We start from the raw sequence: 25,443 nt of genomic DNA, 5'->3' as shown, positions 1-25,443 counted from the left end.
TGTCGGATCGACCGGGGGACACCTGCACGGCTCGGGTCCGTCTGCAGGGTCAGACCTGGGTCCCGGTCGTGCAGGCGGGACGAGGTCGTGCAGGTGGGACTCGACACGGGGGATGGAAGGGGCCGGGACGTCCGACCCAGGACAACGGGAGGACTGAGAGGATGACGGGATGACGGGGATCCGTGCGGGACTGTGCTCGGTGACGTTCCGTGCCCTGCCGCCGGAGAGGATCGTCGCGCTCGCGGCCGCCGCGGGTCTCGACGTGATCGAGTGGGGCGGAGACGTGCATGTGCCGCCGGGGGATGTCGACCGCGCGGCGGAGGTCGCGCGGATGACCACGGATGCCGGACTCGCCGTCGCGTCCTACGGGTCGTACTTCCGCGCCGGTCCCGAGGAGTCGCTCACCGCGGTCCTCGACAGCGCCGCGGCCCTGGGTGCTGACCGGGTACGGGTGTGGGCCGGTGAACACGGCTCGGCGGAGGTGTCCGCGCCCGAGCGTGCCCGCGTCGTGACGCGGCTCCGCGCGGCGGCGGTCGAGGCGGCCTCCCGGGGCATCGGGCTCGCCCTGGAGTTCCACGGCGGCACGCTCGCCGACACCGCCCCGGCCACGCTCGAGCTGCTGCACGAGGTCGACCACCCGATGCTGTCGACGTACTGGCAGCCCACGGTCGGCGCCCCCGTCCCCGTGGCGCTCGAGGAGTTCCGCCGGCTCGGCCCCCATGTCTCCGCCGCTCATGTCTTCTCCTGGTGGCCGCGCACCGAGCGCCACCCGCTCCGCTCGCGGTCCGCACTGTGGACCCGGTTCTTCACGGACGCCGCCGCCTCCGCGCACCCGCCGCGCGACGCGCTGCTGGAGTTCGTGCCCGACGACGCCCCTGAGCTCCTCGCCGGGGAAGCCGCCGCCCTCCTCGAGTTCCTCGGGCGGCAGCCGTGAGCGCCCCTCGAAGCGGTTCCGTTCCCGTCGGTAGGCTCGGAGCATGACCCCGTCCGCCACACCGGCAGAGCCGCCGGCCGCGCGTCGCCCCCGTCACGCCCGGGGACCGGCACCCACGCTGCACGACGTCGCGCTCGAGGCCGGAGTGTCCCTGGCGACCGCCTCTCGCGTGCTCAACGGTTCCGAACGCAAGGTCGCGGCGCCCTTCCGGGAGCGGGTGGAGGCCGCCGCCGAAGCCCTCGGCTACACGGCCAACGTCTCCGCGCAGGCGACCGCCCGCGGCCGCTCGCCGGTGATCGCGCTCCTCGTCGCGGACATCGCCGACCCCTACTTCGGTCTCATCGCCTCGGGCGTCGCCCGCGGAGCCGACGAACAGGGGCTCGTCGTGACCGTGGCCATCACCGAGCGCGATCCGGCGCGGGAGGCGCGCATCGTCCGAGCGCTGCGTGGACAGCGTCCGCAGGGCCTCATCCTCGCCGCCTCGCGGACGCAGGAGGAGGGGCAGGCCGAGACCGCTCGCGAGCTCGCCGAGTTCACCCGGCTCGGCGGCCGCGTCGTCGCGTTCGGCGCGGACGGCGACGGCGACCGCCGGGTGGAGATCGACAACCGGGCCGGGGCCGCCGCGCTCGGCCGTCGCATGGCGGAGCTCGGATACCGCTCGGCGGTACTCGTCGGGGCGGCGGAGGGCGTGCGCACCTCGGACGACCGGCTGGCGGGATTCCGGGCCGGATTCGCGGAGGGCGGCGGAGTGGTCGCGCAGACCGTCCGCGGTGACTTCCGTCGGGAGTCCGGGGCGGTGGCGATGACCGAAGCCCTCGCCACCGGTGTCCCCGCGGGCACCGTCGTGTTCGGCATCAGCGACGTCGTCGCGATCGGCGCGATGGCGGCCATCCGTGCAGCGGGCCGTGGGGTCGGCACGGACATCGCGGTCTGCGGCTTCGACGACGTGCCCTCGAGTCGCGACGTCACCCCGGCCCTCACCACGGTCCGCGTGCCGCTGAGCGATGCCGGGTACCAGGCCTTCCGCGCGATCGTCGACGAGGACTGGCAGCAGCCGACGCTCCCCCTCGAGGTGGTCGTACGCGCGAGCACCCCGGGGCTCCGGGCATGACCCGCGTCGTCATCGCTCCGGACAGCTTCAAGGGCACGATCACCGCGGCGGAGGCCGCTGCGGCGCTCGCCGACGGCTGGCGGGAGGTCGAGCCGGCCGCGGACATCGTGCTCCGTCCGATGGCCGACGGCGGGGAGGGGACGGTCGCGGCGTTCGCGACGGCCGTACCGGATGCACAGTGGATGCCGGTCACGGTCGACGGTCCGGCGGGCGCTCCCGTCGAGACGTCGTGGCTGCTCCTGCCGAGCACGACCGACGCCCCGGGCGGCACCGGTGTCGTCGACATCGCCTCGACCTCGGGCATCGAGCTCCTCGAACGTCTGCGCCCCGGGGATGCCGACACGACCGGCTTCGGCCAGGCGATCGCCGCGGCGCTCGATCACGGCGTCTCGCGCCTGATCCTCGGCATCGGCTCCAGCGCCTCCACCGACGGCGGCACCGGCATGCTCACCGCCCTCGGGGCACGCTTCCTCGACGCGGGCGGCGATCCGGTCGCGCGGGGCGCGCGTGGTCTGGCGGACATCGTCACGGCGGATCTCGAGGCCCTGCGTGGGGCGCCGGATGTCCGCGTGCTGACCGATGTCACGAATCCGCTCGTCGGCCCCAGCGGCGCGGCGGCGGTGTTCGGCCCGCAGAAGGGGCTCACGGCGCCGGAGGACATCGCCCACGTCGACGACGCGCTCGCCCATCTCGCCGCCCTCCTGACCGTCGACCCGGAGCTGCCGGGCACGGGGGCCGCCGGGGGGACGGGCGCCGCGCTCGTGCGCTGGGGCGGGGTCCTCGCTCCGGGGGCGGCCGAGGTGGCCGCGCTCGTCGACCTGCCAGGGGCCATTCGTGGTGCCGAGGTCGTGATCACCGGCGAGGGGTCCTACGACGGGCAGTCGGGCGACGGGAAGGTGCCGTCGTTCCTCGCCGCGCTCGCGGCGGAGGCGGGGGCGCGACCGCTGCTCGCCGCAGGACGGGTCGCGGAGGATGCGGACACGACCCTGTTCGCGGAGACCCGGTCCTTGACCGCGCTGGCGGGGTCGACGACCGCCGCCCTGACCGATCCCGCACGCTGGCTCCGGGTCGCGGGCGCGGAGCTGGCTCGGACGCGGTGACCGGCCCGGACGCCCCGCCCGTGGGGGCGACGACGGCGGGGACACGGCCATGCGTTGACACCGCAGAACCGTCGGCATAGACTCGCAACACCGAACGGGAATGCGCTTTCCCGAATCCTTCACGAAGATGTCGAGGACCCCATGTCGTCTGCCCCCTCCGCGACCATGACCCTGGCGCTGGCCGCCGATCGCCCCGAGCCTCCGGGCATCGTCCGCTGGTGGAGCCGCCACTGGCACCCGCTCGTCTTCGTGCTCGCGGTGCTCGCGCTCTGGTGGGTCTCCACGAGCCTCGGGTGGGTGCCGGCCTTCATCATCCCGTCGCCTGCCGACACCTGGGCCGCCTTCACCGACAACGCCGCCTACCTCGCGCAGAACACCTGGGTCACCACCTACGAGACCGTGATCGGATTCGTCATCGCGGTCGTCGTCGGCGTCCTCGTCGCGGTGCTCATGGTCTACTCGCGAGGCCTGGAGCAGACGCTCTATCCCGTCATCCTCTTCGCGCAGGTCATCCCGAAGATCGCCATCGCCCCGCTGTTCGTCGTCTGGCTCGGGTTCGGGGCGGAGCCGAAGATCCTCGTGGCCGTGCTCATGGCGTTCTTCCCTGTCGTCATCTCGGGCCTCGCGGGTCTGCGCACCGTCGACCCGGAGATCCTCCAGCTCGCATCGACCATGGGAGCCAGCCGCTTCAAGACCTTCCTCAAGGTGCGTCTGCCCGCGGCTCTGCCCGAGCTCCTCTCCGGCCTCAAGGTCGCCGCGACGCTCGCGGTCACCGGTGCCGTCGTCGGCGAGTTCGTCGGCGCGAACGAGGGCCTCGGCTACGTGATCCTCCAGGCCAACGGCAACCTCGACACCGCAATGCTCTTCGCCGCGCTCATCATCATGTCGCTGCTCGGCGTCATCCTCTTCGGCATCATCCAGATCGCCGAGCGCTTCCTCATCCCGTGGCACGCCTCCAAGCGCGACGTCGCCGCGGCCACCGTTCGACTCTGACCCCCCTCGCCCCCACGAAAGAAGGCACTGATGAAGAAGTCAGGCACCATCCTCAGCTCGATCGCCCTCGCGTCCGCCGCGGTGCTCGCCCTCTCCGGCTGCGGAGGATCGACGGCCCCGGCGAGCTCCGGCGACGGTGACGGCGGCGAGCTCACGCCGGTCACCCTCATGCTCAACTGGTACCCGTACGGCGAGCACGCCGCGTTCTACTACGGCGTCGATCAGGGCATCTTCGAGGAGCACGGCATCGACCTCACGATCAAGGCCGGCCAGGGCTCGACGAAGACCGCGCAGGCCGTCGGGCAGGGGCAGGTCGACTTCGGCTGGGCGGACACCCCCGCCGTCCTCGCGAACATCGACAAGGGCGTCGGCATCAAGAGCGTCGGCGTCTTCCTGCAGACCACGCCGTCGGCCGTGCAGGTCTTCGCCGACTCCGGCATCTCCAGCCCGGAAGACCTCAAGGGCAAGACCATCGCGGTCTCCGCGGGCGACGCCCCGACCACGACCTTCCCGATGTACCTCGAGGCCGTGGGCCTGGAGGAGGGCGATGTGACGCAGCAGAACCTCGACGCCGCGGGCAAGATCGCCGCCATGCTCTCGGGCAAGGTCGACGGTCTCATCGGCTTCGCGCACGACCAGGGCCCGACCATCGCCGACAAGAGCGGCAAGGACGTCGAGTACCTGCGCTACTCCGACGCCGGCCTGAACTTCTTCAGCAACGGTCTCATCGCGCCCACCGACACCATCGAGAACGACCCGGAGCTCGTCGAGGCGCTGGTCGCCGCGACCTCCGAGGCCTTCGAGGCCGCGCAGGAGGACCCCGAGGCGGCGGTGGCCGCGATGGAGGGCAAGGACCCGCAGATGCCGTCGCAGGAGGTGCTGCTGCACCAGTGGGAGGAGACCATCGAGCTGCTCCACACCGACGCCACCGAGGGCCAGGCTCCCGGCGCGAACGCCACCGAGGACTGGGAGTCCACGCTGGAGGTGCTGTCCGTGGCCGGGCTCATCTCGGGCGAGGGCGACGTGGAGACCTACTTCGACGACGCCTTCACCCCCGGGAAGTGAGACCGATCGCCATGGACACTCACGTGCAGCAGGAACGCGCAGCCGCGGCCACGAGCACCGCTCCGGCGCTCGAGGTCTCGGATCTCGCGATCACCTTCGCCTCCAAGCGGCGCCAGGTCACGGCTCTCGAGGGCGTCGACCTGCGCGTCGAGGAGGGGGAGTTCCTCTCCATCGCCGGGCCCTCGGGGTGCGGCAAGTCGACGCTCTTGAAGGCCGTGGCGGGACTCACCGCTCCGAGCCGGGGCAGCATCCGCCTCCGAGGCGACGAGGTCCGCGGTCCGCGGCAGGATATCGGCTACGTGTTCCAGCGGGCGGCGCTTCTGGAATGGCGCAGCGTCCGCGGCAACATCCTCCTGCAGGCCGAGATGCGCGGGATGGACATGCGCAAGGCACAGGCCCGTGCCGACGAGCTCATCGAGATGACCGGTCTCACCGGCTTCGAGAAGTCCCTGCCGCACGAGCTCTCCGGTGGCATGCAGCAGCGGGTGTCGCTGTGTCGTGCGCTGCTGCACGAGCCCCGGGTGCTGCTCATGGACGAGCCGTTCGGTGCTCTCGACGCCCTCACGCGCGAGCGTATGAACGTCGAGCTCAACCGGATCTGGAGCGCCACCGGCACGACCGTGCTGCTCGTGACCCACTCGGTCGCGGAGGCCGTCTACCTCGCCAGTCGGGTGATCGTGATGGGGCCGCGCCCCGGGCGGATCCTGGAGGAGCACCGCGTCGACCTCCCCGCCCGCCGCGGCTACGCCGATGTTCTGGAGACGGAGGAGTTCCACCGCGTCTCCAGCCGCGTCCGCGAGCTCCTCGGCTCCTCCACCGACGCCGACTGACTCGTACCATCCCCGGCCCGCCCCCGCCCCGCCCCCGTCCGGTCTCGTCCTCGCCCCCGCCCCGGGCCTCGCCCCCCGCCCGCGCCCTCGCGCGTCCGCGGGATCAAAACCGCTCCTCCCCAGCATCCCCCGGGCCCGTTTTCGATCCCGCAGCAGCGGCGGTCGGCGGAGCGGGATCGAAAAGGCCCGTCCGGGACCCCCGACGAGCCCGTTTTCGATCCCGCAAGCGGAGTGGCGGACGGATCGGCGCCGACGGTCCGACCCGCGACAACAGGAGGGGCCTCATCGCCCGAGCGTGCACGGAACCGACGGTCCGGCGTGGGATGAAGAATGCTCCTGCGAAACGCTGACGAGGATCGTTCTTGATCCCGCACCGAGTGGTGCACCGTACGACCGTCCCATTGTCAGCAAGTCCCGGGAGCGGAACCGTCTCCCGGGTGCGGCTGGATCGATAGCGTCCCTCCCCGGTGCGTGCCGCGCCCGCTTTCGATCCCGCCCGGGCTTTGCGCGTCGGCTCCCGTCGCTCCCCGGCTAGCGGGATCAAGAAAGTCCCTCTCCAGTCCGTGCCAGGCACGTTTCCGATCCCGCCACGGGCTTTGCGCCTCGGCTCCCGCCCGGCCCGGGGGTGACGGGATCAACAACGTCCCTCTCCGGTGCCTGCCGGGCCCGTTTTCGATCCCGCCGCGGGCCCGTCCGCCCGGTCCCGGGGCGGGCCGGATCACCAGGGTCCCTCGCCGGTGCCCACGGCGCGGGATCGAAAACTCCCCCCGGCGGCGGCCGAGGGGAGTGGTTTCGATCCCGCAGCACGTGCGGGACGCGGGAGGGCGAGAGTCAGTCGCCGAGGGCGGCGGACACCACGGCGCGGGCCTCGGCCTGCACCTCCGCGAGGTGCTCGGGACCGCGCAGGCTCTCGGCGTAGAGCTTGTAGACGTCTTCGGTTCCGGACGGGCGCGCGGCGAACCACGCGTGCGGAGTCTGCACCTTGAGGCCGCCGATCGCCGCACCGTTGCCGGGGGCGTGGGAGAGCTTCGCGATGATGTCCTCTCCGGCGAGGGTGGTCGCGGTCACCGACTCCGGGGCCAGCTTGCCGAGCGTCGCCTTCTGCTCGGGGGTCGCCGGGGCGTCGACGCGCTGATACGCGGAGGCGCCGAAAGCGTCCTCCAGTTCCGCGTAGCGCTGCGACGGGGTCTTGCCGGTCACCGCGAGGATCTCGGCCGCGAGCAGGCAGAGGAGAATGCCGTCCTTGTCGGTCGACCACACGGAGCCGTCGTGGCGCAGGAAGGAGGCCCCCGCCGACTCCTCGCCGCCGAACGCCACCGAGCCGTCGAGCAGTCCGGGCACGAACCACTTGAAGCCGACGGGAACCTCCAGCAGACGCCGCCCGAGCGACTCGGCCACGCGATCGATGATCATCGACGACACGAGCGTCTTGCCGACCGCGGCCTCACGCGGCCAGTGCTCCCGGTGCGAGAAGAGGTAGTCGATGGCGACGGCGAGGAAGTGGTTCGGGTTCATGAGCCCGGCGTCGGGGGTGACGATGCCGTGCCGGTCCGCGTCGGCGTCGTTCCCGGTGAGGATGTCGTAGTCGCCCTTCTTCGCCACGAGCGCCGCCATGGCCGACGGGGATGACGGATCCATCCGGATCTTCTCGTCCCAGTCCAGGGTCATGAAGCGCCAGGTGGGGTCGACTTCGGGGTTGACGACCGTGAGATCGAGGTCGTGCATCTCGGCGATCAGCGACCAGTACTCCACCGAGGCGCCGCCCAGCGGGTCCGCGCCGATGCGCACGCCGGCGCGGCGGATCGCCTCGATGTCGATGATCGACGGGAGGTCGCGCACGTAGGCGTCGCGGAAGTCGTATCCGGTGATCGCGTCCCAGTCCACGTCGGCGAAGCGCTCGCGGCGCACCTCGGTCAGGCCGCCGGCGATGAGCTGGTTGGCGCGGTCGGCGATCCAGCCGGTCGCATCGGTGTCGGCGGGACCGCCATGGGGTGGGTTGTACTTGAAGCCGCCGTCGCGAGGCGGGTTGTGCGAGGGGGTCACGACGATGCCGTCCGCGCGGCCCGGGTCGTCGGCAGCGCGGTCGCGGTTGTACGTGAGGATCGCGTGGCTCAGCGCGGGGGTCGGCACCCAGGAGTCCCGGGCGTCGACGCGCACGTCCACGCCGTTCGCGAGCAGGACCTCGATGGCGCTGCGCTCCGCCGGGAGGGACAGTGCGTGGGTATCGCGCCCCAGGAAGAGCGGACCGGTGATGCCCTGCGCCGCGCGGTAGTCGACGATGGCCTGCGTCGTGGCGAGGATGTGGTTCTCGTTGAAGCTCTTGGTCAGCGACGAGCCGCGGTGCCCGCTGGTGCCGAACACGACCCGCTCGCTCGCGACATCCGGATTCGGCACGCGGTCGTAGTAGGCGGCGATCAGCTCGTCGACATCGATCAGGTCACTTTCCTCCGCGGGGAGGCCGGCACGACTGCTCATGCTCTCAGTCTGCCCCGTGTGACGAATGAGCGCATCCGCCTTGACATGCGGGATGGCGATGAGTCACCGAGGGATAGGCTGAACGCCGTGACTGCACGCCGTACCTACAGCTACCTCGGACCAGCCGGAACCTTCACGGAGGCGGCGCTCGACCAGGTGGCCGAGGCCAGGGGGCAGGACTGGCGACCGGTGCACAACGTGGGCGAGGCGCTCGCCGACGTCCTCGAAGGGCGCAGCGACGCGGCCATGATCGCGATCGAGAACTCGATCGAGGGCGGGGTGTCGACCACGCAGGACGCGTTGGCGACTCTGCCGGGGCTCCGGATCATCGGCGAGTACCTCGTGCGGGTGAACTTCGTCCTCGTCGCGCCGCGCGGCACCACTCTCGACCAGGTCGAGGTCATCGCCGCGCACCCCGTCGCCTACGCGCAGTGTCACGGCTGGCTCGGCGAACACCTCCCGACACACTCGCATGTGCCGGCGGCGAGCAACGTGGCCTCGGCCATCGGCGTCCTCGACGGCACCTCACCCGCGCAGGCCGCGATCGCCGCTCCCGGCATCGTGCAGCACTATGACGTGGACGTGCTCGCTGAGGGCATCGGCGACAACGCGGCGGCCGTGACCCGGTTCGTGCTCGTCACCCGCACCACGCGTTCGCCCGCGCCGACCGGTGCCGATAAGACCTCGCTGATCGTCGAGCTCCCGCACGACCACCCTGGTTCGCTTCTCGAGATGCTGGAGCAGTTCTCGACGCGCGGCATCAACCTCTCGCTCATCGAGTCCCGGCCCATCGGCGATGAGCTCGGCCGGTACCGGTTCGTGATCGACGCGGACGGTCACATCGAGCACGAGCGGATGGCCGACGCGCTGCTCGGGATCCGCCGCTTCAGCCCCCGTGTGGTGTTCCTCGGGTCGTACCCGCGAGCCGACCGGCAGATCGTGCAGTATCCCGACCGGTATTCCGACGAGATCTTCATCGAGGCCCGCGACTGGCTCCGCGGCATCCTCTCCGGCGAACCCGAGTCCTGACCCGCCCGCACGCGCCCGCCCCGGGCTGGCGGGATCGATAACGCACCTCCTCACCGCGGTTCCCGCCCGTTTTCCATCCCGCCCGCCGCCCCGATCCCCACCCGCTGGTCGCGGGATCAGAATCGCACCTCGTACCGGCTCGGGAGGTGCTGTTTCGATCCCGCACGACGAGGAGCGGGTCAGTGCTCCTGGAACCGCGGCCAGGCGCTGCCAGGCAGCATACGGGCGTGTAGCGCGCCCTTCGCGGAGGCGAGGCTGGGATAGGTCCCGGCCGCCGCGTCCGCTCCCGCCATGGTCACCACGTAGCCGTTCTCGTCGTGGCGGATGCTCCCCACCACACCGTTCGTCCCGTACGCGACCCAGAGTGCGAGTGTCTTGGTGCTCATCGTCGAACCCCTCTCTCTGCCGCCGAGGCTACGCCTCCGTGACAGCCGGGGCCAGCCCCCTCATCGGGGACGGGACCGAACGCCCATCCGTTAGTACGCCTCATCCCCGGATGCCGTGGCGAACCGTGAGTGCGCGACGCACACGGGCGGCGAGGGCGGCGCCACCGTCGCGCAGATCGAGCTCGGTGACGCGGATCACGAGCCATCCGTGATCTTCGAGGTCGCGCTGACGCCGGATGTCGATCCGCCATTGATCACGGTCCGTCCGATGGCCATCGCCTTCGTACTCGATGGCGATGCGGTATTCGGGGTAGGCGAGGTCGACCCGGGCGAGGAAGCGTCCGTCCACGGAGACGGTGTGCTGGATCGCGAGCTCCGGGAGGGCGAAGCTCGTGAGGAGCAGCCGGGTCTCGGTCTCCTTCGGCGACTCGACGCCCGGTCGTGCGAAAGCCAGCCCATCGCGTATGCGACCGCACCCGGGGAACCGCCCCCATCGCGTCAGCTGTCGATCGATGCTCTCGATGGTCGCGACCGGCCGGCCCATCCGCAGCCCCGGATAGACGTCGGACGATGTGACCAGCGCATCGAGCGCCACGACGATCGGCGTGAACACGAACTCCCGCGCGCAGAGGAACAGCGCGCTGACCGGATCGACCGTCGGAACCCCGTGGATGTGCCATGTGTCTGCGCGCCCCGGGGCGATGCGGCGCCCTCGGACACCGACCGTCCTTGGCGGTGAGGTCCCGGTGTGCACGGCGACGTCGAGGGGCTCATCGGGCGACCATCGGACGGGCGCGGGAATCCCCCACAGCCGGAGGGCTGTGCGTCCGGCGAATGCCTGGCCATCACGGAGGCGCGGAAGGTACGCGGCGACGCGATCGTCGAACGTGGCGGGCTCGTTCGTCGACCGCACTCCGGCGAACGGCCGCGCGAGGTCTCGGCTGGAGTATCTCTTCCGCCCGACCCCGATGGCGGCGGCGTCACGGACGGCGAAATGAGGGCCGAGGTCTGGGGGGAGAGGGATCCGGTGTCGCATGCGTCCATGCTGTCCGTGCAGGGTCGCCGTCCGGACGGCCGGTCATCCTCCGCCCAGCTCCTGTGGACAATTCGAGTCGACCCGCGATTGTGGCGGAGGTCTCTTCCTCGCGCCGGATCAGAAGTGTCCCTTCAACGATGGTCGAAGGCACGTTTCCCGTCCCGCGTGCCGAGACAGCGAGAGGCTCCCGGACGGAGCGAAAGAGCGCGTTGCGGGACCTGCCGGACCCCGTTTCCCGCTCGCACGGAGTGGTGTGACGACGACGGCAGGCGCGCGGGATCAGAAAGGTGCCGCGGGAAGCGCGCAAGGGAGCGTTATCGATCCCGCACCAAGTGACCGACCGGACGCGGGATCAGAAAGGCGCCGCGAGAAGCGCGCAGGGGAGCACTATCGATCCCGCAGCGCGGATGCAACCGGACGCGGGAGCAACCGGACGCGGGATCAGAAACGTGCCGCCCGGGCCGCGTGGGGGAGCGTTATCGATCCCGCGACGGAACGCCCGCGACGGACGCCCCCGCGTGCGACTCACGCCCCCGCGACGAGCTCCAGCGTCTGAGCGCGCCCGGCGGCCGAGTCCTTCGGCTCCGCGTCATAGGCCCCGGCGACAGGGGAGAGCATGACCTCGTCCACCCCGTAGGCCGACGCGAAGGAGCGCACCTCGGCGGCGACCGACTCCCCGGTGCCGACGAACCACCGCGACCGCGCGGCCTCGACCACCTGATCGGTCGCGGCGTCGTGCTCCGCGGCGAGGGCCTGCTCGACGGTCTCGAGCGCGACGAGCGGCTGGTTGAGTCGGAGTCGCGCCATCATCCGCAGCTGCGGCAGGGCACGGGCCTCGGCCTCCTCTGCGGTCGGGGCGGCGACGGCGTTCACGGTGAGGAAGGTCCGCGGCTCCGGGTGCTCCTCGCTCGGACGGTAGTTCGTGCGGTAGAGGTCGAGGGCGCGTTCCAGGCCCTGTCCGGAGAAGTGGTTCGCGAACACGTACGGCAGGCCGAGCGAGGCGGCGAGCTGCGCGGAGTAGTCGCTCGACCCCAGCAGCCACACCTCGGGCACCCCGGTCGCGGCGGGGGTCGCCCGCACGGTGTACTCCCCGCCGGAGGTGAAGCGCACCGTGGCACCGTCGGCGGTGAAGAGCGCCGCGATGTCCTGCACGTGGCGGGGGAACTGCTCCACGTCGCTGGTGGTCCCTGACCCGCGGAGGAGCTGGGTGATCACGGGGTCGCTGCCGGGCGCGCGGCCGAGGCCCAGGTCGATGCGGCCGGGGGCGATGGCCTCGAGGGCGGCGAACTGCTCGGCGACGATCAGGGGCGCATGGTTCGGCAGCATCACGCCGCCGGAGCCGAGGCGGATGCGCGAGGTGCGCGTGGCGGCGGCCGCGATGAGGACCGGCGGCGTGGTCGACGCGACCGCGGGCATGTTGTGGTGCTCGGCGAACCAGTACCGGCGATAGCCGAGCCGGTCGGCGGTCGCGGCGAGGGAGAGGGAGGCGGTGATGGCCTCGGCACTGGTCTGGCCGGAGCGGACCGGCACGAGGTCGAGGACGGAGAGGGCGACGTCGTTCATCTCCGGATGCAACCTCGGCGGCCGCTCCGGCATTCCCTACGCGGCGAGGCGCGAGGCGGGGGTGAGCGCGTCGGCGAGCGCGTTCCTGGCGAGGCGATAGCGGATGAGCCAGGCGGCGCTGAAGCTCTGTTCCGGCAGGTCGTGCAGCGCCGCACGGTCGTGGTTCGGCAGTCCCTCCCGCGCGGCTTCGCGCAGGAGGTCGTCGCGGGTCGCGGGGTACTCCATCTCGGCGAGGAAGCGGTCGAGGGTCGGGGAGAGTGCCATGGTTCGTCCTTCCGTGAGAAGAGGAGGAGAGGGGTGGGGCGGTGCCGCAGCACCGCCCCCGGGTGATCAGGCGTCGATCGCCTGGCGCTGTTCGCCGGATTCGACGACGATCTTGCGCGGCTTCGCCCGTTCGCTGACGGGGATCACGACCGACAGGACACCGCTCTCGTACGAGGCGCTGATGTTGTCGAGGTCCACTCCGTCGCCGAGCGAGAACTGGCGCAGGAACGATCCGGCGCCGCGCTCGCGGGCGAGCCAGCGCACGCCCTCGCGGGTGTCGGCCGTGCGCTGTGCGCGGATCGTGAGCTGCCCGCCGTCGAGGTCGACGTCGATGGAGCCGGGGTCGGCGCCGGGGAGGTCGGCGTGGAGGATGTAGCGGTCCCCGTCGCGGTACAGGTCCACCGGCATCGACCGGGGCGCGCGCACGGAGTCTAGGACGCTCGCGGCGAAGCGGTCGAGCTGGCTGAAGGGATCGAAGGTCAGTGCCATGAGGTGTCTCCTTTCGTGCGGCCCTGCAAGGGCTGAGGTGGTGTGCAGATTATCTGCACCTGAGGTATAGATTTGTTATAGAACACACGCAGGAATCTTCGCAACCCCGATCCGGAGACGAGGACATTCATGACCGCACGCGACTCGCGCACCCCGCTCTACGGCATCGCCGTGGCCGCGCAGCTCGTCGACCTGCCCGAGGCGACGATCCGGCTCTTCGAGAGCAAGGGCCTCCTCGCGCCTGCCCGGAGCGACGGCGGCACGCGCCGGTACAGCGACGATGACATCACCCGCCTGCGTCGCGCGGCCGAGCTCCGTGGCGACGGCATCAACATCGCCGGGATCGCGCGGGTCCTCGACCTGCAGGATGAGAACGCGGGCCTCCGGGAGGCTCTCGACGCGGAGGCGCCGGAACGCGAGCGCTCCGCCCGCGACTGACGCCCGGCGGACAGGGGGCGCCGACGACGCCGCTACGCTTTCCGCATGGAAGCCGGGATCTTCTACGTCCTCGTCGGAGCTGTCGCCGTGGCGGCCGTCGCGCGATCGCGGGGGTGGCCGGCCCCGCTGCTCGTGACCGTCGTCGCGCTCGCCGCCTCGTTCCTGCCGTTCGTGCCGGAGCTGGAGATCGACGGGCACCTGCTGCTCGGGCTCGTCCTGCCGCCGCTGCTGTATTCCGCCGCCCTCGACGTGTCGTTCGTCGGGTTCAAGCGCAGCCTGCCGCAGATTCGCCGTCTCGGGATCTGGCTGGTGCTGCTCACCGCGTTCGCCGTGGGGCTCGTGGCCTGGTGGATCCTGCCGTCGCTCACGCTGCCCGGCGCGTTGCTGCTGGGTGCCATCGTCGCCCCGCCGGACGCGGTGTCGGCGGCGGCGATCGGCCGTCGTCTCGGTCTACCTCGCCGCATCATGACGGTACTGTCCGGGGAGAGCCTCATCAACGACGCGACCTCGCTCACGCTCTACCGGGTGTTCGCCGCCATCCTCGCCGGGGCGACCGTGTCGATCGGCGAAGGCATCGGGCAGTTCCTCCTCGCGGTCGGCGTGGGGGTGGGCATCGGGCTCGTCTTCGGGATCGTCCTGCATCAGCTCCGCATGCGCATCGGCGACCCGGTGGTGATCGGCACCTTCGGTCTGCTCGCCCCGTTCGGCGCGTACAACATCGCGGAGCACCTGCTCGGCTCCGGCGTCCTCGCGGTCGTGGCCATGGGGCTGTTCGTCGGCTTCAACGCCCCGCGCACCGACTACACGACCCGGCAGCAGGAGGCGCCGCTGTGGCTCTCGGCCGACCTGCTGCTGGAGAGCTTCGTGTTCGCCTACATCGGCCTCCAGTTCCCGCGGGTGCTCAGCGATCTCGGCAGCGAGTCGGTGGGGCACATCCTCCTGCTCTCCGGCGCCGTGCTGCTCGTGGTGCTCGTCGTCCGGCCGCTGTACATCTATCCGATCAGCGCGTGGTCGAACTTCCAGGACCGCCGCCGGCTCGCCCGCATGGATCGCGGCATCGCATCCGGGGAGTTCGACGAACGGCGACGGCGGTCCCGGCGGTGGCGCGATCGGAGCACGGATGAGTTGCGGACGCAGATCGTGCGGGAGCGCATGGCGGGCCTGCGGCTCACGTGGAAGGACAATGCCGTCATCTCCTGGGCGGGTATGCGTGGCGTGGTGACCCTGGCGATCGCAGTGGCCGCCGCCGATCTGGCCGGGCTCGACACCGAGGCCGCGCACGCCATCGTCGTCGTCGCCTTCATCGTCACGGTGGGCACGCTCCTGCTGCAGGGCCTCACGCTGCCGCTGCTCATCCGGCGGCTCGAGATCGCCGGGGACGAGGAGCACGAGGAGGACGTCGCGGCGCTGGAGACGGTCAAGGCCAAGAGCCGCGAGGCCGGCAAGGCGTACCTCGCCGAGAAGCGCCGGGAGTGGGAGCAGAAGCACGGCGAGGTCGACCTCGGCATGTTCGATGCCTTCACCAAGCGCATGACCCGGGTGGAGAAGGACACCGACGACGCACAGCAGGTCGAGGACACCGTCGCCCGCCCCTCCTATGACGACCTCGTCGCGCTGACCAAGGGATGGCTGCAGGTGCGGCGGGAGATCCTCGTCGCGGAGCGGGACGCCGGCGAGCTCGACGAGGAGGTCATGCGGGAGCTGCTGGCCGCCATGGACGCCGAGGAGCTGGCGCTCGACACCCGCGGCGCGACCCGCCCCCTGAGCCGCAACTGACTCCTCCTTCCCGCCGACCCACCCCCTTCCGGTCGACCCACCCCTTTCGGCCCGTGCGTAAAGGGCCGGGGCGCACGCAAAGGGGTGTGTCGGCGGGGAAGCGGGGAAGGGAGACAAAAAGAGCGCCCCACCTCCTGGATGAAGGAGGTGGGGCGCTCGTCGAGAGACCGGGTCAGCGGGCGCCGGCGGGCTCCGGGGCGGAGGCGGCGTCGGCCTCGGGGGCGTCGTCGCCGGAGTCGTCAGCGAAGGGCAGGCCCTCGCGCGGCGCGTTGTAGAGCTCCTCGTCGAGGATGCCCTCGCGCTTCGCGACGATCGCGGGGACGAGCGCCTGACCGGCGACGTTCACGGCCGTGCGGCCCATGTCGAGGATCGGGTCGATCGCGAGCAGCAGGCCGACGCCCTCGAGCGGCAGACCCAGGGTGGACAGCGTCAGCGTGAGCATGACGACCGCGCCCGTGGTGCCGGCGGTGGCGGCGGAACCGACGACCGAGACGATCACGATCAGCAGGTACTGCACGAAGTTCAGCTCGATGCCGAAGAACTGCGCGACGAAGATCGCGGCGATGGCCGGGTAGATCGCGGCGCAGCCGTCCATCTTCGTCGTCGCGCCCAGCGGCACGGCGAACGAGGCGTAGGAGCGGGGCACACCGAGGTTGCGCTCGGTCACGCGCTCCGTGAGCGGGAGCGTGCCGATGGAGGAGCGGCTCACGAAGGCGAGCTGCACCGCCGGCCACACACCCGAGAAGTACTGCTTGATGGAGAGGCCGTGCGTGCGCACCAGGATGGGGTACACGACGAACAGCACGAGCGCGAGGCCGATGTAGACCGCGGCCGCGAACCAGCCGAGCGACGCCAGCTTCTCCCAGCCGTACTTGATGACGGCGGAGCCGATGAGGCCGAACGTGCCGAGCGGGGCGATGCGGATGATCCACCACAGCACCCGCTGGATGACCTTGAGCAGCGACTCGGTGAAGATGAGGAACGGCTCCGCTTTCTTGCCGGCCTTGAGCGCCGCGATGCCGACGACGGCCGCGACCACGATCACCTGGAGGATGTTGAAGCCGACGCTCGAGGTGAACGCGCCCTCGGTCGCTCCGGGGGAGGTGCTGACGGTCAGGCCGAGGAAGTTCTGCGGGATGAGGCCGAGGAGGAAGTTCCACCAGGTGCCGACCGTGTACGGCTCGCCCGGCTCCAGGCCCTCGCCGGCGCGGCTGCCCGGCTGGATCACGAGGCCGAGGACGATGCCGATGATGACCGCGATGAAGGCGGTGATCGCGAACCAGAGGATCGTCTGCCCGGCGAGGCGGGCGGCGTTCTGCACGCGACGGAGGTTCGAGATGCTCGCGACGATCGCGGTGAAGATCAGCGGGACGACAGCCGCGCGGAGCAGCGTGACGTACGAGCTGCCGATCGTGTCGAGGGTCGCCGACAGGGCGGTCGGGTTCTCGGCCGTGGCGCCGAGCTGACGGCCGATCAGACCGGCGGCGATGCCGAGGACGAGGGCGGCGATGATCTGGAAGCCGAACGAGGTCAGCAGCTTCCGGACCGGCCCGCGGGTGTCTGGCGCCTTCTGGGCGCGTGCGGTGGTGCTCATTGAGGTGGGGACTCCAGAATCGCGGCGCGCCGGGTGCACGCCATGAGGCTCAACGCTAGGAGAGCCTGAGAATTCCCTGGGCGGATATGACGAAGGATGACGGCCGCCCTCCCGAGACCGTCATCCTTCGCTGCGTGCCGCCGTCAGGGCGTGACGCAGTCCTGCAGGTTGTCTTGGATGATCTGGGTCGTGAGGGCCTTGTCGGCCTCGTCCCGCTGCTTGTCCTCGCCGTCGGCGATGTAGCCGAGCGTCTCGTCGCTGAGGTCGGAGTCGACCAGGGCTTCGGCCAGGCAGGTGGCGGCGTCGTCGGTCATGGCCTCCTCCTGCGGGGTGCCCTCGAAGACCTTCTGGATGCCGTCGGCGACCTCGTCGACCGAGGGGCGGCTCTCTCCGGCGCAGGCGGCGAGGGAGAAGGCGAGGGCAGCGGCCGGGACGATCGCCAGGAGGCGGAGGCCGCGACGCGAGGGGATGCGGGTGCTGATCATGCGACGACGCTATCCACTCACAGCCGACTCATAGAAGGGGCTTGCAATCCAGAGCGTGACCGTGCTCGCCCTCCCGCCGACCCACCCCTCTTCGTGCGTCTCGGCCCCCTGCGTGCGTCCGCAAGGGGCCGGGGTGCGCGGAAGGGGGTGGGTCGACAGGGGTCAGCGATCGGCGAGGACGAGGAGGTCGCCGACCTCGCAGTCGAGCGCGTCACAGATGGCCCGCAGCGTGGAATAGCGGATCGCGCGGGCGCGGTCGTTCTTCAGCACCGACAGGTTCACGATGCTGACGCCGACGGCGGCGCTCAGCTCCGTCAGCGTCATCCCGCGGGCCGCCAGCAGCTCATCGAGACGGCAGTGGATGCCCGTGAACTCGTCGTCGCTCTCCGCCGGGCTCACACCAGCCCCTCCGTCTCGCGCTCCAGGGCGGCCCGTTCCTGCTCCACGCGCATGCCCTGACGGAACACCGCGGCGAGGGCGAGGAGGCCGAGCGCCGCGGCGAACGGCAGCGGGGTGACGGTGAGCCAGTAGGTCTGCGGATACCAGGTGCTGTCCGCGGGCAGGGCCTCCCGCAGTCCGGTGGTGGCGGCGATGCCGCTCAGGAGATCGGAGAGCACGCCCAGCACCCCGAACGCGATCGCACCCCCGACGAGGGCGCGGGTCACGGTGCGGGAGAACGCGCGGCCGCGAAGCGTGTGGAAGCAGATGAGCGCGAGGACCACCGCGGGGATCGTCGTGAGGGCGAGCGTGCTGAGCTGTGCGGCCGCGGCGAGGAGGCGCAGCCCGAGCGACGCGTGGCCCACCGTGAAGTCCGAGAGCTCCGTGCCGCCGCAGCTGAGCATCGTCGTCGTGCTGTCGCCGTACTCCGAGCACGGGAGGCTCGAGGGCCAGTCGAGGAAGACCGTCGTCGCACCGTGCAGCTCCGCCCAGTCCACGGCGAACGCTTTGACGACGATGACCACCGCGCCCAGTACGGAGAGCGTGATCCACCATCCGGACAGCGTGAGCGCCGCGTCGAGGGCGACCGTGCGGCTGCCACGGCGGCGGCTGTTCCAGACGACGAGGGCGACGACGGCCGCACAGACCGCGAGTGCGATCCCGATGTTGAGCAGAGACGGCCAGACGGCCTCCGAGCCGAACGAGATCATCAGACCAGTCCCTCCGTGTCGCGCTGCAGGCGGTCCCCGACGACGAAGACCGTTCCCACGATGGCGGCGGCGAAGGCCCCGAGGAGATAGGGGAACGGCTCGACGGTGAGCACCGCGGTGTCGAACGACCCCTCGGTCACATGGGCCATGGCGGCGCCGGCGAGCATGTTGTCGAAGAAGCGGGCGGCGGCGGCCCCCACGAGGGCCAGGATGGCCGCCCCCATCACCAGTCTGGTGTTCGTGCGATTGAAGACGGTCCCGCGCAGGATGCGCAGGCTCAGGGTGATCAGAGCGGCGACGAGTCCGGCCGCGGTGACCGCGAACGCGATCTGGCCGAGCACGCCGGGCACGACTCCGGTCGTGGGGAGACCGGTCACCGTGACCACCCCGGTATCGATGAGGACGGGTAGGCTCTCGTCGCCTGCGGTCGCGATCGCGGGCGCATCGATGAACTCCACGCTGACGGGGATCGTCGCCCCTGACGTGAGCTCCACGATCCGCACCGTGGCCATGCTGACGGAGGTGATCGCGATGAAAGCGCCCGCCAGGATGAACAGCGCCAGCGCCACGCGGTCCCCCGTCGACAGCGCCCGTTCCTTGTTCTGCACGTCGGCTCCTCCCACCCGGTGTTATCGACTTTCGTTAACATAACGACTGTCGATAAACCCGTCAAGGCCTCGCTATGCCCACGGCGAACACGGGCATACCCGCCATTTCTGGTCGTTACTCTCGATGTACAAGCGCTTCATGCGTCTTCGCCCCGTGCGAATAAGGAGTCAACATGTTCGAGAGATTCACGGACCGAGCCCGTCGAGTGGTCGTCCTCGCCCAAGAAGAGGCGAAGATGCTCAACCACAACTACATCGGCACCGAGCACATCCTGCTCGGCCTCATCCACGAGGGCGAGGGCGTCGCAGCCAAGGCGCTGGAGTCGCTCGGCATCTCCCTCGACGCCGTGCGCGAGCAGGTGCAGGACATCATCGGCCAGGGTCAGCAGCAGCCGACCGGGCACATCCCGTTCACGCCGCGCGCCAAGAAGGTGCTCGAGCTGAGCCTCCGCGAGGCCCTGCAGCTCGGTCACAACTACATCGGCACCGAGCACATCCTCCTCGGCCTCATCCGCGAGGGTGAGGGCGTGGCCGCTCAGGTGCTCGTCAAGCTGGGCGCCGACCTCAACAAGGTGCGGCAGCAGGTCATCCAGCTGCTCTCCGGCGCCCCGGGCCGCGAGCCCGCGTCCGTCGGCGCGCAGTCCAACGACACCCCGTCGGGTGCGCAGGGCGGCTCGCAGGTGCTCGACCAGTTCGGTCGCAACCTCACGCAGGCCGCGCGCGACAACAAGCTCGACCCGGTGATCGGGCGCGAGAAGGAGGCGGAGCGGGTCATGCAGATCCTCTCCCGCCGTTCCAAGAACAACCCCGTCCTGATCGGCGAGCCCGGCGTCGGCAAGACCGCCGTCGTCGAGGGTCTCGCCCAGGCGATCGTCAAGGGCGATGTGCCCGAGACGCTGAAGGACAAGCAGCTCTACTCGCTCGACCTCGGCTCGCTCATCGCCGGTTCCCGCTACCGCGGCGACTTCGAGGAGCGTCTGAAGAAGGTCACCAAGGAGATCCGCACGCGCGGCGACATCATCGTCTTCATCGACGAGATCCACACCCTCGTGGGTGCGGGTGCCGCCGAGGGCGCGATCGACGCGGCCAGCATCCTCAAGCCGCTGCTCGCCCGCGGTGAGCTCCAGACCATCGGTGCCACCACGCTCGACGAGTACCGCAAGCACTTCGAGAAGGACGCCGCGCTCGAGCGCCGCTTCCAGCCGGTGCAGGTGAACGAGCCGACGCTGCCGCACGCGATCAACATCCTCAAGGGTCTGCGCGACCGGTACGAGGCGCACCACAAGGTGCAGATCACCGACGGCGCGATCGTGGCCGCGGCGAACCTCGCCGACCGCTACGTCTCCGACCGCTTCCTCCCGGACAAGGCCATCGACCTGATCGACGAGGCCGGCGCGCGCCTGCGTCTGTCGATCCTGTCCAGCCCGCCCGAGCTGCGCGAGTTCGACGAGAAGATCGCCGCCGTGCGCGAGCAGAAGGAGATCGCCTCCGAGGAGCAGGACTTCGAGAAGGCCGCCTCCCTGCGCGATGAGGAGAAGAGCCTCCTCGCCGAGCGGCTGCGTCTCGAGAAGCAGTGGCGTGCGGGCGACGTCGCGACCCAGGCGGTCGTCGACGAGGGCCTGATCGCCGAGGTGCTCGCCCAGGCGACCGGCATCCCCGTGTTCAAGCTGACGGAGGAGGAGTCCAGCCGACTCGTCTTCATGGAGAAGGCGTTGCACCAGCGCGTCATCGGTCAGGAGGAGGCCATCGCGGCGCTCTCCAAGACCATCCGTCGTCAGCGTGCCGGCCTCAAGGACCCGAAGCGTCCCTCGGGCTCGTTCATCTTCGCCGGCCCCACGGGCGTCGGAAAGACCGAGCTCGCCAAGGCGCTCGCGGAGTTCCTCTTCGACGACGAGGCCGCGCTCATCTCGCTCGACATGAGCGAGTTCGGCGAGAAGCACACCGTCTCGCGGCTGTTCGGTGCCCCTCCCGGGTTCGTCGGCTTCGAAGAGGGTGGCCAGCTCACCGAGAAGGTGCGGCGCAAGCCGTTCAGCGTGGTCCTCTTCGACGAGATCGAGAAGGCGCACCCGGACATCTTCAACTCGCTGCTGCAGATCCTGGAAGAGGGTCGCCTCACCGACGGTCAGGGTCGGATCGTGGACTTCAAGAACACGGTCATCATCATGACCACGAACCTCGGTGCGCGCGACATCGCCGGCGGCCCCGTCGGCTTCCAGATCGAGGGCAACAACGCCACGAGCTACGAGCGGATGAAGGGCAAGGTCAACGAGGAGCTCAAGCGGCACTTCAAGCCCGAGTTCCTCAACCGCGTCGACGACATCATCGTCTTCCCGCAGCTGAGCAAGGACGAGCTGGTGCAGATCGTGGACCTGTTCACGAAGCGCCTCGGCGAGCGTCTGCTCGACCGCGACATGACGATCGAGCTGTCGCAGTCCGCCAAGGAGCGCCTGATCGAGATCGGCTTCGACCCGGCCCTGGGTGCCCGTCCGCTGCGTCGCGCGATGCAGCACGAGATCGAGGACCGTCTGTCGGAGAAGATCCTGCACGGCGAGCTCGACTCGGGCGACCACGTGAAGGTCGATGCGAAGGACGGGGAGTTCCTGTTCGAGCACGGCCCGCGCGGGGAGAAGGTCGCGGTCGGCGTCAACACCGGCGGCGGCGCGATCTCCGGCACGCCCGACCTGGCGATCACCGGCAACGACTGATCCTCGACACGATCACCCGAAGGGGCGGATGCGACAGCGTCCGCCCCTTCGTCGTCCCCACTCCGCCGCGTCTGGGAGTCGTCGGGAGGAGCGGGTCCTAGGCTGGTCGGGTGAGCGCGTACATCGTCCGGCCGGCCCGCAGCGCCGACATCGTCAGCATCCGGAACCTGCTCCAGCCAATGGTGGAGCAGCGCATCCTGCTCGGCAAGGATCTCGCCGTGCTCTACGGCGCCGTGCAGGAGTTCGTCGTCGCCGAGGCGGACGGGGAGCTGATCGGCTGCGGCGCCCTGCACGTGATCTGGGAAGACCTCGGCGAGGTGCGCACCCTGCTCGTCCGCGACGACTGGCTCCACCACGGCGTCGGTCGGGCGATCGTCGAGCGGCTCGAGGAGAACGCGCGGTCGCTCGGGCTCACCCGCCTGTTCTGCCTCACGTTCGAGGTCGACTTCTTCGGGCGTCGCGGCTTCACCCCGATCGGGGAGCAGGTCGTCGATCCGGACGTGTACTCGCAGCTCCTGCGCAGCGGCGACGCCGGCGTCGAGGAGTTCCTCGACCTCGCGCACGTGAAGCCGAACACGCTCGGCAACACCCGCATGCTCAAGGTGCTCTGAGCCCCGGACCACCGCCTCGCGCCTCCCAGGCTCGCGGAGGGGGATCGCTTAACCTGGAGGCATGCCCCGTCACTCCGCCGCCGTGTACCGTCGTCGGCGTCTGGCGGTACTGCTCGGGCTGATCCTCGTCCTCGCGATCGTCGGCGCGTCCGTCTGGCTCCTCATCGCCCGGCCGTGGGCGTCCACGGGCGCGCAGGAGCCGGCACCCGCACCGACCTCCTCCGCCTCCCCGGGGCCCACGCCGTCCGGATCGGCCTCGCCCGCCCCCTCGCCGTCGGCGGATGCCACTCCGGCCGTCGTCCCCTGCGAGGCGAAGGACATCGAGGTCACGGCCGTCACGGATGCGGAGTCCTATCCCGACGGCGCTCTGCCGAAGCTCTCCATCTCCCTGACCAACAAGGGCACGAGGGACTGCACGATCGACGTCGGTTCCACCACCCAGGTGTTCACGATCTCCAGCGGCTCGGACGAGTGGTGGCGCTCGACGGACTGCCAGGAGAACCCCAGCAGCATGATCGCCACGCTCACCGCCGGGTCCACCGTGGTGAGCAAGGAGCCGGTCGTCTGGGATCGCACCCGGTCCAGCGTCGAGACGTGCGCGCAGGAGAACCGGCAGCGTGCTCCCGGCGGCGGCGCCTCGTACCACGTGGGCGTCTCGATCGGCGGGTTCCCCAGCGCCACGACCACCCAATTCCTCCTGTTCTGAGCGCGCGACGGGCACTTGTGCTGACAGGGCCCGGTCTTTGGGATACCATAGAGGTGACTCTCCCGCTATGCGGCACCATGCCATCCCCAGTGGCGTCGAATTACAGCGTCCCCAGCGCTTCGACACCGCCGCTCGAGAGTCCGAGGGCCCTCTCGAGTACCCCAGTCCCCAATGGAGGACTCGAGAGGGCCCCAATCTTTCCCCGGCGCCGCCGCGCCGCCCCGATGCCTAAGCTGGAAGCATGGCAGCGAAGAAGGCGAAGTCCGGGAAGAGCGCGAAGAAGAAGCTGGCGCCCGAGGACTTCCGGTCCGAGGCTCTGGCGCTCGCCCTCGAGAAGCAGGACGTCGCCGCGGTGGCCCTCGCGCTGCGGCACGGCACCACCGTCGTCCCGCTCATCAAGCCGGGAGCGCGCGACAATCCGCTCGACAGCGGCGAGGTGTGGACCTATCGGGACCCGAACTCGGGTGACCTCGCCCTGCTGCTCTTCAGCGACGCGAAGAACAAGCCCGCCAACCTGCCGCCCGGGGTCGGCATCTACGACGCCGCCTGGCTGCGCGCGTTCCTCTCCGCCCACCCGATCACGACTGTGTTCCTCGACATCGCCGGGCCTCACCCGATGCAGGCCGACCCGGTGGAGCTGCTCAAGGCGCTCGACGCCTGACCCGGGCGCCCCTCCGACTCAGAACGGCGGGATGTCGCGGTCGGGGCGACGGGCGCTGTTCCGCGCCCTGACGTCGCCCAGCGCCGCGCGCAGGGTCTTCGAGCGGTCGTCCACCACCTGCTCGTAGCCGAGCCGGGCGGCCTCGGAGCGCCGCTGCGCCGCCTGCGTCACCGGCCGCACCTCGCCCGCGAGGCTGAGCTCGCCGACGGCGGCGACCGTGCGCGGCACCGAGATCATCTGGATGGACCCGGCGACGGCGATCGCGATGGCGAGATCGGCGGCGGGCTCCGTGAACCGCACCCCGCCCACCGTGGACACGTAGACGTCGAGGCTGCCGGTGGGCACGCCCGCCCGGCGCTCGAGGATCGCCAGCACCATGGCCACCCGCGAGGAGTCGAGGCCGTGCACGATGCGCCGGGGGTTCGGCGCGTTGCTCGGCACGGTGAGCGCCTGCACCTCGACGGGGAGGGCGCGACGGCCCTCGAGGGAGATGGCCACGCAGGTCCCCGGCTCGGAGGCACCCTGCGACAGAAACAGGCCGGAGGGGTCGGGCACCTCGGCGATGCCGTCTCCGGTCATCTCGAAGCAGCCGACCTCGTCGGTGGGACCGAAGCGGTTCTTGAGGGCACGGATGAATCGCAGCGAGGTCTGCCGGTCGCCCTCGAAGTGGCACACGACGTCGACGAGGTGCTCCAGCACCCGGGGCCCCGCCACCTGACCGTCCTTGGTCACATGGCCGACGATGATGATCGGAAGATCGCGCTCCTTCGCCACCCGGATCAGGGTCGCGGCGACCTCCCGCACCTGGCTGGGCTGACCGGCCGCGCCGTCGGTGAGCGACGACGACACGGTCTGCACGGAGTCGACGATGACGAGCTGCGGCCGCACCTCGTCGATGTGGCCGAGGATGGTGGCGAGGTCGGTCTCGCTCGCGAGGTAGAGCTCGTCGTGCAGGGCGCCCGTCCGCTCCGCCCGCAGGCGCACCTGGGCTGGCGACTCCTCGGCGCTCGCGTAGAGCACCCGGCGCCCGCTCCGCGCCGCCTGCGCAGCGACCTCGAGCAGCAGGGTGGACTTGCCGACGCCGGGCTCACCGCTGAGGAGGATCGCGGCCCCCGGCACGATGCCGCCGCCCAGCACCCGGTCGAACTCGCCGACCCCGCTCGTGCGGCGCGGCGCGTCCTGCGTCGTGATCTGCGTGATCGGCCGCGCCGCGCGATCGGCGGTCGGTGCGAGCGCGTTCACACGACGGAGGATCCCGGTCTGCGCGGCCTGCTCCTGGACCGTGCCCCACTGCTGGCACTCCCCGCATCGGCCCACCCACTTGGCCGTCGTCCACCCGCACTCGGTGCAGACGTACGCGGGGGGAGCGGGTTTCCGGGTGGCCATGCCCCCAGGCTATCGGCGGGATCAGACATCCCTATCGACCAGGCGATTAT

General features: G+C 70.7%; 25 protein-coding genes. 13 read left to right on the top strand and 12 right to left on the bottom strand.

Features of this window, described 5'->3' with window-relative positions; all coding sequences use genetic code 11:
- Window positions 1-169 precede the first annotated feature (169 nt).
- From CJ226_RS12425 to CJ226_RS12400, 6 genes are all read left to right on the top strand, one after another.
- Window positions 170-934: a sugar phosphate isomerase/epimerase gene (locus tag CJ226_RS12425; RefSeq protein WP_102209353.1), complete on the top strand. Its 765-nt coding sequence runs from the start codon at window positions 170-172 to the stop codon at window positions 932-934.
- Between the two features lie 43 nt (window positions 935-977).
- Window positions 978-2,045: a LacI family DNA-binding transcriptional regulator gene (locus tag CJ226_RS12420; protein ID WP_082802835.1), complete on the top strand. Its 1,068-nt coding sequence runs from the start codon at window positions 978-980 to the stop codon at window positions 2,043-2,045.
- On the top strand, window positions 2,042-3,145 hold the full coding sequence (locus CJ226_RS12415; RefSeq protein ID WP_062633862.1) for a glycerate kinase: 1,104 nt from the start codon (window positions 2,042-2,044) through the stop codon (window positions 3,143-3,145). The genes CJ226_RS12420 and CJ226_RS12415 overlap by 4 nt, the downstream gene beginning before the upstream one ends.
- Window positions 3,146-3,286: 141 nt before the next feature.
- A complete protein-coding gene (locus CJ226_RS12410) occupies window positions 3,287-4,138 on the top strand; it encodes an ABC transporter permease (RefSeq protein WP_025105461.1) in 852 nt (283 codons plus the stop codon).
- Window positions 4,139-4,168: 30 nt separating this feature from the next.
- Window positions 4,169-5,203, top strand: a complete 1,035-nt coding sequence (locus CJ226_RS12405) for an ABC transporter substrate-binding protein (RefSeq protein WP_062633864.1) — start codon at window positions 4,169-4,171, stop codon at window positions 5,201-5,203.
- Window positions 5,204-5,214: 11 nt separating this feature from the next.
- A complete protein-coding gene (locus tag CJ226_RS12400; protein ID WP_062633866.1) occupies window positions 5,215-6,033 on the top strand; it encodes an ABC transporter ATP-binding protein in 819 nt (272 codons plus the stop codon).
- An 831-nt stretch (window positions 6,034-6,864) separates the two neighbouring features.
- Here the strand turns inward: CJ226_RS12400 and pgm are convergent.
- Window positions 6,865-8,508: a phosphoglucomutase (alpha-D-glucose-1,6-bisphosphate-dependent) gene (pgm, locus tag CJ226_RS12390; protein WP_062633837.1), complete on the bottom strand. Its 1,644-nt coding sequence runs from the start codon at window positions 8,506-8,508 to the stop codon at window positions 6,865-6,867.
- Between the two features lie 45 nt (window positions 8,509-8,553).
- Here pgm and pheA point away from each other — a divergent pair, with 45 nt between their 5' ends.
- The gene (pheA, locus tag CJ226_RS12385; RefSeq protein ID WP_102209352.1) at window positions 8,554-9,537 is read left to right on the top strand and encodes a prephenate dehydratase; all 984 of its coding nucleotides are present in this window, start codon (window positions 8,554-8,556) and stop codon (window positions 9,535-9,537) included.
- 179 nt (window positions 9,538-9,716) lie between these two features.
- Here pheA and CJ226_RS12380 read toward each other — a convergent pair whose 3' ends face one another.
- The 5 genes from CJ226_RS12380 to CJ226_RS12360 form a co-directional block, all read right to left on the bottom strand.
- Window positions 9,717-9,923: a hypothetical protein gene (locus CJ226_RS12380; protein WP_025105466.1), complete on the bottom strand. Its 207-nt coding sequence runs from the start codon at window positions 9,921-9,923 to the stop codon at window positions 9,717-9,719.
- A 100-nt stretch (window positions 9,924-10,023) separates the two neighbouring features.
- A complete protein-coding gene (locus CJ226_RS12375; RefSeq protein ID WP_102209351.1) occupies window positions 10,024-10,959 on the bottom strand; it encodes an endonuclease domain-containing protein in 936 nt (311 codons plus the stop codon).
- Window positions 10,960-11,484: 525 nt separating this feature from the next.
- Window positions 11,485-12,522, bottom strand: a complete 1,038-nt coding sequence (locus CJ226_RS12370) for an LLM class flavin-dependent oxidoreductase (protein ID WP_102209350.1) — start codon at window positions 12,520-12,522, stop codon at window positions 11,485-11,487.
- A 36-nt stretch (window positions 12,523-12,558) separates the two neighbouring features.
- Complete coding sequence (locus CJ226_RS12365; protein WP_025105469.1) at window positions 12,559-12,786, bottom strand: DUF2795 domain-containing protein; 228 nt, start codon at window positions 12,784-12,786, stop codon at window positions 12,559-12,561.
- Between the two features lie 66 nt (window positions 12,787-12,852).
- Complete coding sequence (locus CJ226_RS12360) at window positions 12,853-13,275, bottom strand: Hsp20/alpha crystallin family protein (RefSeq protein WP_025105470.1); 423 nt, start codon at window positions 13,273-13,275, stop codon at window positions 12,853-12,855.
- Between the two features lie 129 nt (window positions 13,276-13,404).
- Here CJ226_RS12360 and CJ226_RS12355 point away from each other — a divergent pair, with 129 nt between their 5' ends.
- Complete coding sequence (locus CJ226_RS12355) at window positions 13,405-13,713, top strand: MerR family transcriptional regulator (protein ID WP_025105471.1); 309 nt, start codon at window positions 13,405-13,407, stop codon at window positions 13,711-13,713.
- Between the two features lie 45 nt (window positions 13,714-13,758).
- The gene (locus tag CJ226_RS12350) at window positions 13,759-15,489 is read left to right on the top strand and encodes a sodium:proton antiporter (protein WP_102209349.1); all 1,731 of its coding nucleotides are present in this window, start codon (window positions 13,759-13,761) and stop codon (window positions 15,487-15,489) included.
- A gap of 172 nt (window positions 15,490-15,661) precedes the next feature.
- Here the strand turns inward: CJ226_RS12350 and CJ226_RS12345 are convergent, their stop codons facing one another.
- The 5 genes from CJ226_RS12345 to CJ226_RS12325 form a co-directional block, all read right to left on the bottom strand.
- Window positions 15,662-17,083 (bottom strand): dicarboxylate/amino acid:cation symporter, encoded by a 1,422-nt coding sequence (locus CJ226_RS12345; RefSeq protein WP_180964593.1) that lies wholly within the window; start codon window positions 17,081-17,083, stop codon window positions 15,662-15,664.
- A 143-nt stretch (window positions 17,084-17,226) separates the two neighbouring features.
- On the bottom strand, window positions 17,227-17,568 hold the full coding sequence (locus CJ226_RS12340; RefSeq protein ID WP_025105474.1) for a hypothetical protein: 342 nt from the start codon (window positions 17,566-17,568) through the stop codon (window positions 17,227-17,229).
- A gap of 162 nt (window positions 17,569-17,730) precedes the next feature.
- The gene (locus tag CJ226_RS12335; RefSeq protein WP_025105475.1) at window positions 17,731-17,967 is read right to left on the bottom strand and encodes a helix-turn-helix transcriptional regulator; all 237 of its coding nucleotides are present in this window, start codon (window positions 17,965-17,967) and stop codon (window positions 17,731-17,733) included.
- Window positions 17,964-18,716, bottom strand: coding sequence for a hypothetical protein (locus CJ226_RS12330; RefSeq protein WP_102209348.1), 753 nt, complete (start codon window positions 18,714-18,716; stop codon window positions 17,964-17,966). Before CJ226_RS12330 ends, CJ226_RS12335 begins: the two co-directional genes overlap by 4 nt.
- Window positions 18,716-19,324 (bottom strand): hypothetical protein, encoded by a 609-nt coding sequence (locus CJ226_RS12325; protein ID WP_102209347.1) that lies wholly within the window; start codon window positions 19,322-19,324, stop codon window positions 18,716-18,718. The genes CJ226_RS12330 and CJ226_RS12325 overlap by 1 nt, the downstream gene beginning before the upstream one ends.
- Window positions 19,325-19,497: 173 nt before the next feature.
- On the opposite strand from CJ226_RS12325, the gene CJ226_RS12320 reads away from it, so the two are divergent.
- From CJ226_RS12320 to CJ226_RS12305, 4 genes are all read left to right on the top strand, one after another.
- Window positions 19,498-22,029 (top strand): ATP-dependent Clp protease ATP-binding subunit, encoded by a 2,532-nt coding sequence (locus tag CJ226_RS12320; protein ID WP_025105479.1) that lies wholly within the window; start codon window positions 19,498-19,500, stop codon window positions 22,027-22,029.
- Between the two features lie 110 nt (window positions 22,030-22,139).
- Window positions 22,140-22,640, top strand: a complete 501-nt coding sequence (locus CJ226_RS12315) for an amino-acid N-acetyltransferase (RefSeq protein WP_025105480.1) — start codon at window positions 22,140-22,142, stop codon at window positions 22,638-22,640.
- A 61-nt stretch (window positions 22,641-22,701) separates the two neighbouring features.
- Window positions 22,702-23,346: a hypothetical protein gene (locus CJ226_RS12310; RefSeq protein ID WP_102209346.1), complete on the top strand. Its 645-nt coding sequence runs from the start codon at window positions 22,702-22,704 to the stop codon at window positions 23,344-23,346.
- 241 nt (window positions 23,347-23,587) lie between these two features.
- The gene (locus tag CJ226_RS12305; protein ID WP_102209345.1) at window positions 23,588-24,007 is read left to right on the top strand and encodes a dehydrogenase; all 420 of its coding nucleotides are present in this window, start codon (window positions 23,588-23,590) and stop codon (window positions 24,005-24,007) included.
- Between the two features lie 18 nt (window positions 24,008-24,025).
- On the opposite strand, the gene radA is transcribed toward CJ226_RS12305, so the two are convergent.
- Window positions 24,026-25,393, bottom strand: a complete 1,368-nt coding sequence (radA, locus tag CJ226_RS12300; RefSeq protein WP_102209344.1) for a DNA repair protein RadA — start codon at window positions 25,391-25,393, stop codon at window positions 24,026-24,028.
- Window positions 25,394-25,443 lie beyond the last annotated feature (50 nt).

The sequence above is a fragment of the Microbacterium sp. UMB0228 genome (assembly GCF_002871415.1).
In the GTDB taxonomy this organism is placed as follows: domain Bacteria; phylum Actinomycetota; class Actinomycetes; order Actinomycetales; family Microbacteriaceae; genus Microbacterium.
This window is presented reverse-complemented; position numbering and strand designations above follow the sequence as displayed.

Coding starts and splice junctions, on each gene's coding strand:
- CJ226_RS12425 (WP_102209353.1), top strand. CDS start 170: ATGACGGGGATCCGTGCGGGACTGTGCTCGGTGACGTTCCGTGCCCTG.
- CJ226_RS12420 (WP_082802835.1), top strand. CDS start 978: ATGACCCCGTCCGCCACACCGGCAGAGCCGCCGGCCGCGCGTCGCCCC.
- CJ226_RS12415 (WP_062633862.1), top strand. CDS start 2,042: ATGACCCGCGTCGTCATCGCTCCGGACAGCTTCAAGGGCACGATCACC.
- CJ226_RS12410 (WP_025105461.1), top strand. CDS start 3,287: ATGTCGTCTGCCCCCTCCGCGACCATGACCCTGGCGCTGGCCGCCGAT.
- CJ226_RS12405 (WP_062633864.1), top strand. CDS start 4,169: ATGAAGAAGTCAGGCACCATCCTCAGCTCGATCGCCCTCGCGTCCGCC.
- CJ226_RS12400 (WP_062633866.1), top strand. CDS start 5,215: ATGGACACTCACGTGCAGCAGGAACGCGCAGCCGCGGCCACGAGCACC.
- pgm (WP_062633837.1), bottom strand. CDS start 8,508: ATGAGCAGTCGTGCCGGCCTCCCCGCGGAGGAAAGTGACCTGATCGAT.
- pheA (WP_102209352.1), top strand. CDS start 8,554: ATGCGGGATGGCGATGAGTCACCGAGGGATAGGCTGAACGCCGTGACT.
- CJ226_RS12380 (WP_025105466.1), bottom strand. CDS start 9,923: ATGAGCACCAAGACACTCGCACTCTGGGTCGCGTACGGGACGAACGGT.
- CJ226_RS12375 (WP_102209351.1), bottom strand. CDS start 10,959: ATGCGACACCGGATCCCTCTCCCCCCAGACCTCGGCCCTCATTTCGCC.
- CJ226_RS12370 (WP_102209350.1), bottom strand. CDS start 12,522: ATGAACGACGTCGCCCTCTCCGTCCTCGACCTCGTGCCGGTCCGCTCC.
- CJ226_RS12365 (WP_025105469.1), bottom strand. CDS start 12,786: ATGGCACTCTCCCCGACCCTCGACCGCTTCCTCGCCGAGATGGAGTAC.
- CJ226_RS12360 (WP_025105470.1), bottom strand. CDS start 13,275: ATGGCACTGACCTTCGATCCCTTCAGCCAGCTCGACCGCTTCGCCGCG.
- CJ226_RS12355 (WP_025105471.1), top strand. CDS start 13,405: ATGACCGCACGCGACTCGCGCACCCCGCTCTACGGCATCGCCGTGGCC.
- CJ226_RS12350 (WP_102209349.1), top strand. CDS start 13,759: ATGGAAGCCGGGATCTTCTACGTCCTCGTCGGAGCTGTCGCCGTGGCG.
- CJ226_RS12345 (WP_180964593.1), bottom strand. CDS start 17,083: ATGAGCACCACCGCACGCGCCCAGAAGGCGCCAGACACCCGCGGGCCG.
- CJ226_RS12340 (WP_025105474.1), bottom strand. CDS start 17,568: ATGATCAGCACCCGCATCCCCTCGCGTCGCGGCCTCCGCCTCCTGGCG.
- CJ226_RS12330 (WP_102209348.1), bottom strand. CDS start 18,716: ATGATCTCGTTCGGCTCGGAGGCCGTCTGGCCGTCTCTGCTCAACATC.
- CJ226_RS12320 (WP_025105479.1), top strand. CDS start 19,498: ATGTTCGAGAGATTCACGGACCGAGCCCGTCGAGTGGTCGTCCTCGCC.
- CJ226_RS12310 (WP_102209346.1), top strand. CDS start 22,702: ATGCCCCGTCACTCCGCCGCCGTGTACCGTCGTCGGCGTCTGGCGGTA.
- CJ226_RS12305 (WP_102209345.1), top strand. CDS start 23,588: ATGGCAGCGAAGAAGGCGAAGTCCGGGAAGAGCGCGAAGAAGAAGCTG.
- radA (WP_102209344.1), bottom strand. CDS start 25,393: ATGGCCACCCGGAAACCCGCTCCCCCCGCGTACGTCTGCACCGAGTGC.